The sequence below is a fragment of the Deinococcota bacterium genome (assembly GCA_030858465.1).
Lineage (GTDB): Bacteria > Deinococcota > Deinococci > Deinococcales > Trueperaceae > JALZLY01.
Map to the genome: position 1 here is coordinate 1 of JALZLY010000263.1, position 8,290 is coordinate 8,290.

General features: G+C 59.4%; 5 protein-coding genes and 2 pseudogenes. 2 read left to right on the forward strand and 5 right to left on the reverse strand.

Translation table 11 applies throughout. From position 1 onward, the window contains the following. Nucleotides 1-194 precede the first annotated feature (194 nt). The 5 genes and pseudogenes from M3498_13330 to M3498_13350 form a co-directional block, all read right to left on the reverse strand. A complete protein-coding gene (locus tag M3498_13330) occupies nucleotides 195-449 on the reverse strand; it encodes a hypothetical protein (GenBank protein ID MDQ3460260.1) in 255 nt (84 codons plus the stop codon). Nucleotides 450-531: 82 nt separating this feature from the next. Continuing rightward, on the reverse strand, nucleotides 532-1,830 hold the full coding sequence (locus M3498_13335; protein ID MDQ3460261.1) for a hypothetical protein: 1,299 nt from the start codon (nucleotides 1,828-1,830) through the stop codon (nucleotides 532-534). A gap of 213 nt (nucleotides 1,831-2,043) precedes the next feature. Next, entirely contained in the window at nucleotides 2,044-4,119 is a 2,076-nt protein-coding gene (locus tag M3498_13340; GenBank protein ID MDQ3460262.1) for an alpha/beta fold hydrolase, read from the reverse strand. A gap of 272 nt (nucleotides 4,120-4,391) precedes the next feature. Then, a pseudogene (locus M3498_13345) lies at nucleotides 4,392-4,586 on the reverse strand (LuxR C-terminal-related transcriptional regulator). Nucleotides 4,587-5,066: 480 nt separating this feature from the next. After that, a pseudogene (locus M3498_13350) lies at nucleotides 5,067-6,869 on the reverse strand (tetratricopeptide repeat protein). A gap of 215 nt (nucleotides 6,870-7,084) precedes the next feature. On the opposite strand from M3498_13350, the gene M3498_13355 reads away from it, so the two are divergent. Together M3498_13355 and M3498_13360 are read left to right on the forward strand one after the other, a co-directional pair. Beyond that, nucleotides 7,085-7,537 (forward strand): hypothetical protein, encoded by a 453-nt coding sequence (locus M3498_13355; GenBank protein MDQ3460263.1) that lies wholly within the window; start codon nucleotides 7,085-7,087, stop codon nucleotides 7,535-7,537. Between the two features lie 239 nt (nucleotides 7,538-7,776). Continuing rightward, nucleotides 7,777-8,172 carry a hypothetical protein gene (locus M3498_13360; protein MDQ3460264.1) on the forward strand — a complete coding sequence of 132 codons (396 nt, stop codon included), beginning with the start codon at nucleotides 7,777-7,779 and terminating at the stop codon, nucleotides 8,170-8,172. Nucleotides 8,173-8,290 lie beyond the last annotated feature (118 nt).

The following is an 8,290-nucleotide window of genomic DNA, read 5'->3' on the forward strand; positions in this document are numbered from 1 at the left end:
GTTGGTTCTTGAGGTTCCAACGGGCGGGGTGCATGGCACACCCCTAAGCTCCGTAACCGAAAGCGGCCCTAGTGGGTCGCTGTAGGGAGAAAGAGAATCCCCCGGCTTTAGCCGTGGGGAGTGTCAACCTGCCAGAAGGCCAGCAGCCCTACCTCGAAGCAGGCGCGGCCGCGGTGAGTGTCATCGCCACGGGGCTACTCAAGGACATGATCGAACCATGCGGAGCCCTCAACCAACCGCTTTGTCATCATCCAGAAGGGAGCCAGAGCGATGACGAGACGGAGTGCCTTGTCTGTGTGCCCTTGCTCAATGAACCATTCGAGTGCCGCGATTAGCTCGCTGTACTGGTGTTCGAGCTGCCCAAGTAGGGTTTTCACATCGAGACCACTCAGGCCAGGGCGAGCTTGTTCAGAGAACATCAGCAGCGATTCCGCAGTTTGTGCATTCATAAGTGGATCATCCCTTTCACGAGAAACAAGACCTACTGAGCAGACGTAGGTCTTGCTGTTTTATGCCCCTACCTAAGCACGTTCAGTGGTGATAGTCGTGCCCATGTCCGTAGGCCGACTCGATCGATTCCGGCATGAGGCCATGCTCACCTGCAAGGTCGAGTGTCGCGAGCACGTCACCTGTATGGATATCCACCACCATGAGGCTGCCATCATTGAGCTCATCGAGGTTCAGTAGGTTATTCTGAATCACCATCACTTCACGTCCTGACGCTGTGGTGAAAAACACCATGTGGTGGGCACCGGCAGCAGCAGGAAGTGACCGCTTCAGGGTCAGTTCCGGCAGGTTCTCGAAGCTATAGACGTGGACGGTACCAGGTTTACCAAAGCTGACGTAGAGTTCCGTTTCGCTCAGTTGATTGGTGTGGATGTACAACTCAAGCGGCCAGCTCAAGCCGAAGTCGTCGCCCTCGATGGCCTTTTGGAATTCGCCGTAACTCTGCGTGCTCTCATCATACGCAGCAATCCAGATATCACCGCCGAGCATCGTGGTTGTGAGCGCGTAAGGGGGCAACTCGTCGCGGAGCATCAGCACTTCGACAGGCGCACTAATTTCTTCATAACTCTCACCGACGAGCTGAGTCTTGATCAACTCGTTCGTCTCAAGATCAATAAACGTAACCGTGTTGCCGGCACCGGTAGCTAGATCAGGATGAATGGTGGAGGTCACCATGAGCAGACCAAGGTCTTCATTGGCAGAAATGCCATGTGTGTACATAAGGAATGGTTGTCCAGAGGCGGGGTCCTCCGGGACGGGCGCGGTAATGGATGTGATGAGCTCGTTGGACTGCGCATCGAACACCCCAACAGAGCCTCCCTGGTCGCCACCCTGACCACCCAAGAAGGTCATATAGAAGCGACTGCCGTCTCGTGTGAAGTAAATGTCTTCGCCTACGATGTTCTCGCCGGTGTCGATGGGCTCAATGGAAGTGATTACCGGGGTGCCGTCAGGGCCGTGCTCAAGGAAGATCTCGTAAAGGTGCTCGCCTCCCAATGCGGTGGTGTAGAGCTTGCTCTGGTCATGATTGAAGTAAAGGTGGTGCGGTAAGACACCCACGCCTATCTCGACGTTCTGAATGATCTCCCCGAACTGCGCTGACTCAGGGTCAAGGTCGATGAGGGCCACCCCATCCGGACCTTCGCCTAAGTTGCGGTAGTCCACCAGGAGGAGGCCCGGCCTCTGCGTGTGCGCGTCGCTGCTGGCGGTTGATGCAGTATTGAGTGGCTGGCTCGCGCCGTAACTAAAGAGGGCAGCGGCAATGATCGCAACAAGAGCGACAAGCGTAGCGGCGGAAAATGACTTGCTGATGTTTTTGAACATGATATTCCTTTCTGCTCTGCCGGTTAGGCGGTGTACTTCCTCAACCCTTGGATGGGAATGAATTAGCATGATTGATCTGCATAAGGTCTTCACCTTATATCTCCTTCGTTGACTGGAACTATCCTTTCGTCGTCCGTCTCCGGAGCCTCGTCGTGGTTCCGGAACGCTCTTGTCGTGCTGCTACCGCATCCTCATAATCCCTCACCGCCTCCTTCACCAAGAACGTGACAGCAGGCTGGCAATGCGTGTTGCCGCACGCCGAGCAGCGCCTGCTGGAACGTCTCGATACTCAACAGGTTGGTTTAGGGCATGCTCGAGCCCTTCAGCCAGCGTTTCGCTGGTCGTGCTCGTGAAGTCGAGGCGCGTTCCGCCCCGATACCGGTCGAGCCGGTAGGCGACGTGATGCATTTGCTCCCAGTGCTTGCGCAAGGGGAAGTAGACGAAGGGCCGCTTGGTGGCGACGAGCTCCATCGTGGTGCTGAGGCCGCCCTGGACGACCGCCGCGCCGCAGCAGGCGAGGTGCTCGAAGAGGTTGTGGACGTAAGGATGCTTCTCGAGCCCTGCAACCTCGGGTAGTTCAGCGGGATCGATGCGGGGACCTGTCACCATAACCATGCGTGCGGCGGGAATACGGCCTCGCAAGAGCGCGAACGCTTCTGCCGTCCTCTGCAGGAGCGAGCGCCCGACGGCCGTGCCGCCGACCGCTGCAAACACGAGTGGACTGTCAGGGGCGTACCCCAGGCGCTGTCTGAGGGCCGCCGTGTCCCTGTATGCGCTAGGGTCGAACGGTAGGACATAACCCACCGCCTCGAACCACTCTCTGGCCCACTCCTGGATCTTCGGCAGTCCAGGCCCAAACGTGGTGTCCGGCAGGTCCTCGTACTCACCTACGTAAAGCGACAGGTCCCGAAGGTACGGATATCGTGCCCGCTGAGCGATCATCTCGGCGTTGTAGTCAGCGGTGATGCTCGCTTCACGCGGGTCGTTCTCGGGGTCGACCGGCAAAAAGCCGATAACGTCCGTAAGAAAGACGTACGGTGCTGTCTTGAGTTCAGGATTCTCGTGGAGGTAGTAGTCGACCTCCCACGACTCATCGCCGATCCACAGATCGTAACGTTCGCTTCGGACGAGGTTGTGAAAGAGCATAAAGTTGTAAAGGAAGATCTCGTCCATTCGGCGAAAGGCGTAGAAGGCATGAAGCTCGTGTTCCGACGCTTCCTCTTCCCAATGCCGTGACTCTGAAGCCATGCGGTAACTCACCGGGTGGACGAACTCGCCGGCCTCCTCGAGCACCCGCGTGACCGGGTGCTGGGCCCACCAGTGAATTTCCAGATCGGGCACGAGCTGGCGGAGTTCACGCGCGATGGCGAGGTCGCGCTGAATATGGCCCAGGCCGATGGGGCTGGAAATGAACAGCGCCCGCCTGGGACGCTCAAGGGCACGCTGCCAGGCTGATGCCTTTGGCGCCGTGGGTAGTAGTGGCGCAATGAACCGTTGCACGAGAAGATTGAACGCCGCGGCATCACGCACGTGAGGGGCGTGTCCGGAGCCTTCCAGGGTGACGAGGGCGCCGCCGCTGGCCTCGGCCAGCGCCCGACCTCGTTCCAAGGGGATGACGGCGTCCTCGCTGCCATGAACCACCAGCACCGGGCAGCGGATCTTCCGGCACCACCTAAGGAGCTGTTCGCGGTCCGGATAGGGTGTCTCCGCCTCAGCCACAAGGACCTCCGGGGTCGTCTCCAGCCCCCAGCTCACGCAGTCCTGAATGGGTTTCGTGGAGTGGGGTTCGGTGAACACCTGACTAAAGAAGAACCACAAGAAGTCCTCGTAGTGCTCGAGCCAATAGTGGCGGTTGTACTTCCACCAGCCGTCGCTACGTCCGGTAACGTTGTCAAAGGCCGCCATCGCTTCTTGGCGACTGGAATGCCCAGGGGTAATTTGAGTGGCCGGGCCGATAAATACCCCTGCGTGCACCCGCTCGGGGTGTTCGGCGAGGAGCTCGAGTGCCCAGTTGGCGGCGCGTGAGAGTGAAATCAGTACCGCCCGCTCCGTACCTGTAGCGTCCAACACGGCAAGCGCGTGGGCGACCTGCGCCTCCTGGCTATAGGCATCGGGCGTCTGTGGCCGGTCGGAGCGACCGTTGCCGGGACCGTCGTAGGTGACCACCCGGTGATGCTCGGCCAGAAAGGGAACCTGCATCTTCCAGGAGCGGGCGTGAATAATCGTCCAGGTGGGTAGCAGTAGGAGCGTCGGTTCCGCGTGCCCAAAGACTTCAAAGGAGATCTTCACGCCACGGCTCTCGACCTGTCCTGAATAACTAGGCTCGCGTGCTCGCACCTGTAGCTCCTTTCTCCGTGCTTGACGGTGAGGCTTTGAGGCTGGGCCGGGCCGTTCGCCGGGTGCCGGTGGGACTAGCCACGAGCGTCCGGCGCATAGCCCGGTAGGTGCATGGTAGGGCGCCCGGGCTCGTTTGTCATGCGTGCCCACACGTAATTCCTCGCCACGCGTGCAGGCCGGAGGTGGCGGCCAACACGTAGGCTGCGGTTTAGATGGGCTGTGGTTTAGATGAGGTCGTGTCTGAAGGCGTACGCCGTTACCATCGCTCTCGCAGCCCGGCCGGAGGCCCCAATCTTGTCGTAGATCGTCGAGATGTGGCGTTCGACGGTGCGGATGCTCAAGTGGAGGTCGCTGGCGATCTCCTGGTTGCTTTTGCCGCTGGCGATGAGGAGCAGCACCTCACGTTCACGAGGGGTTAGTGTGTTGTGGTCGCGCTGATCAGGCGCCTTGGCAGGCGCCGTTGAGGTGGCAGGCAGTGAAACGTGCGTGAGGGCCAGAGCCTGCTCTATCACCTCTTCGAATGCGTCTTCACCACGTCCTACCGGGGCCTCTTCCGCTCGAGCTCCCAGCTCCGCCATGAACTTCCTCGCCTTCTCCCGCGTCTCCAGGCGAGTTGCCGGGTGATGCAGCGCCTGGGTGAGGAGGTGGAGCGCTCTTGCGTGCTTCCCTCCTGGCAGCATCAGTGCCGCCAGCTCGACCAGCAGCTCGAGCACCAGAGGAAGGGCTCGTACGCCAATTGCCGCTCGCAAGGCTTCAAGGAAGCAGTCTTTTGCCTTAGACTCGTCGTTTCTTAGGCGGGCGATGAGGCCTAGTTGCAAGAGCGAAGAGGCAACACCCCAGGTATCGTCATGGGAGCGGCGCAACGCGAGGCTTTCCAGATGGAGGTGTGTGGCTTCACGATCATGACCGAGATGGGTAGCAATCATGCCCAGGTTGTGGAGAGCGAAGGCAATCCCACGCTGGTCGCCGAGCTGCCTGAATGTCGTCAGACTCTCCCGCGAGCACCGTTCGGCCTCGCCGTGGTCACCATGGAGATAGCTGATGTGGCCGAGGTCGTTGAGGGAGTAAGCCATGAGCCAGCGGTCGCCTGCCTCGCGGCAGAGGGCGATGCTCTCTTGGAGGAGTTGCCGCTCCTTCTGATAGTTCCCCTGGAGGTGCACTGTGGCAGCAAGCTGGTTCAATGAAAAGCCGGTTTCTCGTGCCAGGTGGAGCTTTCGAAACAGCCCGATGCTCCTTTCGAGAAGGTCCCTGGCACGATCGTAGAAACCGAGGCGAAAGCAGGCCGATCCCTCTCCCCTCAGCACCTTCCCAAGCGCGACCTTTTGCTCAGTGGTGTGCGCCTGTGCTAGGGCCGCTACTGCCTTGCCGAAAATGATGCTGGCTTCATGGTGATTCCCTCGGCCTGCAGAGAAGAGCCAAAGAGCATCGACTGATGCCGCAATCAGTTGTGGCCTCTCCTGCTCTGCTGCCCAATACCAGGCCGTCCGGATGTCCTCCAGCTCCGCGGCTACCTCCTCCAACGCCTGCTGCTGCCGGTGTCCCTTGAGTCCTTCTTCGCGTCCAGCAAGAGCCGAGAGGTAATACTCCGCGTGGCGGTCGCGTACCTGCCGCTCCTCCAAAGGTATTGCCCTAAGTTTCTCCAGAGCGTACTGCCGGATCGTCTCGAGCAGCCGGAAGCGCACTCGGGCGGGATGCGTTTCCGTTACCACCAGGGATTTGTCGACGAGACGGGTGAGGAGCTCGAGTACCTCCCCGGTCATCGTTTCGTCACAGTTGCAAATGGCTTCCGCAGCTTCGAGGGTCCAGCTTCCGGCGAAGACGGAGAGTGCCGTGAAGACCTTTTGCTCCTCAATGGGTAGGAGGTTGTAGCTCCAGTCGATGGTGTTGGTGAGCGTCCGCAGCCGCACAGGTAAATCCGATGCGCCGCCAGACAACAGCGTCAGCCTGTCTTGTAGGCGCTCAAGCACCTGTCGTGGGGCGAGGACGGCAATCCGGGCCGCGGCCAATTCGATGGCGAGCGGCAGCCCGTCCAAGCAGCGGCAGAGCTCCACCACATCCGTGGCGTTTTCGGAGGTCAAGCTGAAGTTAGGGTTAACGGCCCGAGCACGCTCGGTAAAGAGACGGATGGAGGCGTACTGGGCAAGTTGCTCGAGCGACGACAGCTGGCCGTTTTGGGGTATTGCCAGGGGAGTGACTGGGAGGACATGCTCGCCTGTGATGCGGAGAACCTCCCGGCTAGTTACGAGCAGTTTGAGGTTTGGGCAAAAGGACAGCAATTCGGCGAGCAGCTGAGCGGCCGGGATGACGTGTTCAAAATTGTCGAGCAGGAGGAGCATGTGGCTCCCGCTTAGATGCTGCTTTATGGCTTCTATCAGGGGCATGCCGGCGATGTCGCGAATACCGAGCGTCTGGGCAACGGTGGGCGCGACCAGGGAAGGATCTTGTAGCGAGGCCAAAGCCACGAACGCGATGCCATCGGGGAAGTGATGACCGTCGCTTTGGAGACTCGTTGCCACTTGAATCCCCAGGCGTGTCTTGCCGATGCCGCCAGCACCCGTTAGCGTGACCAGCCCAACATCTCTGCAAAGCAGAAGCTCGCGCGCGGCACCAAACTCCCGTTCCCGCCCGATGAGCGGTATGCGCGGCAAGGGTAGGTTGTGGGAGGAAATCAAGGAGAATCTCCTGGGTAGCTTTAGGTTCATTATACTTAGATCTTGCAGTTATGCAGCAAGGTGTATAGGGAGCTTGAAAGCGAGCTAGGTCGCCCCTTAAAAAAGGGTATGAACCAACTCAACCTAGCTCGACAACTAGTTTACAATCTCAAGCAAGCCATGCCAAACGCTGGTCAACGAGAGAACTTTCAAGCTTGGCTCATGTATGAACAAAGTGCAGAGGGATGATGGGCTAGGGTGAAGCCATGCGATTTCCGATTACTGAGCTGTTGGACGACCAGGAGAGCCGCAGGTGGATTGAGGAGCATTTCCACCCTGAAGGACTGAAGTGCCCCAACTGCAGCAGTGATGAAGCCAGGCACTTCCGCACCACCGAAACGAGCCGATTGCGCGTCTACCGCTGCTGTCACTGCGACAAGACCTACAACCTCTATAGCAAGACGGTCTTCGAGAAGAAGCACTTGCGTCCCGTCCAAGTGGTGATGCTGCTTAGAGGCGTCTGCAAGGGTGAGTCGAGCGCCGAGCTGGCCGATGAACTCTGCCTGAGCCGCACGACTGTACATGAGGTGCGAAAACAGCTGCAGGAGAATGCCAAAGGACTCCAACCCGATACTCTGCTTCAGGACGAGCACGCCGAGACTGATGAGATGTACCAGAACGCGGGGGAAAAAAGGAGAGCGGCACCAAGACCCTGCTGACCCGCCCAGAAGGCGCGCCAACAAGCGGCGGGGGCACGGCAGCTACGAGAACGACCGGCCGCCTATCGTAGGTACAGTGGGGCGAGAGACAAGCAAGGTAAGACTGCGAGTCGTCAAGCACGCCGACAAGGCCAACCTGCTCCCGCACGTCCATCGCTGCACGGACAAGAAAGTCACAGTCTCAGTAGATCACAGATTGGCTATTTGAACTCGATGGAGAGAGGGCGTTACGCTTAGGGATGGAAAAGACCCAGAGCACGCCCTCAACTGAGGCTACCATCCTCAATGACGAGACGACACGAGCAGCAACCGTCGAGCGCCTGCAAGACCATCTTCCCATTGACGTCTGCGGCTACAAAGCCAACAACAAGGTGATCCTGGAGATCATCACACACGCAGCCGTGACGGGTAGGTCGACCCACGCAAGCTGCCAGGATCTTGATGTCGACATCAGCAGCAACACGGTGCGGGAACAGCTGAACGCACAGCTGTCGGTAGGCAACTTGGATACCCGTTTCACAGGGCACTTTGAACTCGAAGCAAGCGTGAACGGTGCCCTGCACGATGGGCTACCACGCAAGGCTAGACGCGCGGCGGCTGAAGTGGCCGTAGTACCCGCACTAGCGGGGGCCTAGTGGCCCTACACTGTGGATCTGCACGACCAACCCTTCTATGGCCAAGAGGATGAGCTGACCTGCCGGGGAGAAGCCAAAGCTGGGACGACCCGCTTCTACCGGGTAGCGACGGCCTATC